Origin of the sequence: Bradyrhizobium rifense (genome assembly GCF_008123425.1) — a bacterium.
GTDB classification, from domain to species: domain Bacteria; phylum Pseudomonadota; class Alphaproteobacteria; order Rhizobiales; family Xanthobacteraceae; genus Bradyrhizobium; species Bradyrhizobium rifense.
The window spans coordinates 1-2,210 of the sequence record NZ_VSSS01000127.1 but is presented as its reverse complement, the minus strand read 5'-3'; the positions used below and the strand labels follow the sequence as shown (position 1 = coordinate 2,210).

Sequence of the window (2,210 nt, the reverse complement as noted above, 5' to 3'; positions counted from 1 at the left end):
TACGCCGCCCGGATATTCGCCATGAACCGATCGAGCTCGGCGCGCAGCCGGGTGCTTTCGCTCGATAGTGTCTTGGCGGAATTCAGCACCTCTTCCGAGGCCGAGCCGGTTTCGGCGGCGCCGCGGTTGACCTGGCCGATATCGGTGGCGGCGGTCTGGGTGCCCTGGGCGACGGTCTGGACGCTGCGGGCGATCTCCTGGGTCGCCGCGCCCTGCTCTTCCACTGCGCTGGCGATGGAGGTCGAAATCGACGAGATCTGGCCGATGGTCGCGCCGATCTCCTTGATCGCGGCGACCGATTCGGCGGTGGCGCCCTGCATGCCCGTGATGTGCGAGGAAATCTCGTCGGTGGCTTTCGCGGTCTGGCTCGCCAGCGACTTCACTTCGCTCGCGACCACCGCAAAGCCGCGGCCGGCGTCACCGGCGCGGGCCGCCTCGATCGTGGCGTTGAGCGCGAGAAGGTTGGTCTGTTCGGCGATCGCCGTGATCAGCTTGACGACTTCGCCGATCTGCTGGGCGGCATGCGACAGTTTTCCGATGCGACCGTCGGTCTCCCTGGCCTGCACCACGGCAGCTTCGGCGATGCGACTGGAGTCTCGGACCTGGCGGCCGATTTCCTCGACCGAGGCCGACAGCTCTTCCGTCGCGGTTGCGACCGACTGCATGTTGCTGGAGGCCTGCTCGGAGACGCCGGCGACCTGGCTCGACAGGGTCTGCGTGGTCTCGGCGGTGCGGGTCAGCGTGGAGGCCGAGGATTCGAGCTGCACGGCGGAGGCCGAGACGTTGGAGACGATAGCGCCCACGGCGCTCTCGAAATCATCGGCAAAGCGGATCAGCTCGCCGCGGCGGCTTGCGGCCTGCTCCCTGTTCTGGGCTTCGCTGGCGGCGGCATCGCGCTCGGCCTTGGCGACGGCCTGAACCTTGAACTCCTCGACCGCGCCGGCCATCTCGCCGATCTCGTCCCTGCGGCCGAGGCCAGGCAGCACGACATCGAAATTGCCCGAGGCAAGCTCGCGCATCGCCTTGCACATCGCGATCATCGGCCGCGAGATGCCATTGCCGAGCATAAGGGCCAGCACGGCGCCGATGGCAAGACCACCCAGCGCCAGCATCAGCATCAGCCGCTCGGTTTCCCCGATCGTCACATTAGCGCTCGCCTCGATCCGCTGCTGATCGGCCGACAGGTCCGACCGCAACTCGCCCGAGAGCTTGAGAATGGACGCGGCCGTCTTGGTCATCTCGCCGTTCGACTTGACGATGATTTTCACGTTGTCGGAAAGCTTCGCAAACGACGTGCGGTACTGCTTCAGCAGACCGCTGATCTCGGTGACGCGGTCGGTGATCTTCTGGTCGTTGGCGTAGATCGAGACCAGCAGTGTCTCCAGGAACTTGATGCGGGCGACCACGCCGTCGGCGGTCTTCGGCTCCGGCTTGGCGACGAAGGCGCTGACCGAGGTGGAGACCGCGAGATATTGCGAGGTGATGTCCTTGGCCGTGGTCTGGACCGATGCGAGCCCGGCGAGCGCCGCAGTATCGGCGAGGTCGTCGAACTTGAAGCGAATCTTGTTACCGACGCTGTTCAACTCATCAGTCGCGATCTTGTTGTTCTCGCGCGTCAGCGTGATGATCTCGCCGAAAACCTTTGCGAAGCGCTGGAAATCGACCTCGAGCTTGCCGACCTGCTCGCGACGCGCCGCGCCAGTCGTGGCAGACATCGACTTGGCGATCGCTGCCTTCAGATTCTCTTCGGCCGCCTTGGCCGCGGTTTCGTCGTCCGCGGCGCCGGTCAGCGTGTAGGCCCGGGTCAGCCCCTGATAGCTGATCAATTCGCGATCGATGGTCCGCGCCAGGTCGGCTTCCGCCACGCTGGTCCGGTAGGACGCGACGGCGCCCGCGATTCGCTCGAAGCCGAAATAGGCAAATGCCATGCTGACGGCGAGGATGGCCAGCACCGCCACGAAGCCGAGGATGATTTTTGCACGAAAACGCAAGGTGAAGAGCTTCGACGAGCTCGGCTTCGACTTCACGGACATTCCCCCACCCCATTCCATTCGCGGAAAACCAGGCGCAGCCGGGAAGCAGCCCGCTCCCCGACTCGAATGCACGGTAAATGGCAAAGGATAAGCTGCGGTAAATTTACCGCGTCGCAACTTGCGGTTAGGTGACGCGGCGTAGCCCGATCCGGCCCCTACGCCGCCCGGATATTCGCC

1 protein-coding gene is annotated in these 2,210 nt (G+C 64.9%); it reads right to left on the bottom strand.

Features of this window, described 5'->3' with window-relative positions:
- A partial coding sequence (locus FXB40_RS47390) for a methyl-accepting chemotaxis protein (RefSeq protein WP_187437632.1) occupies nucleotides 1-2,033 on the bottom strand: 2,033 nt, incomplete at its 3' end.
- Nucleotides 2,034-2,210: the final 177 nt, after the last annotated feature.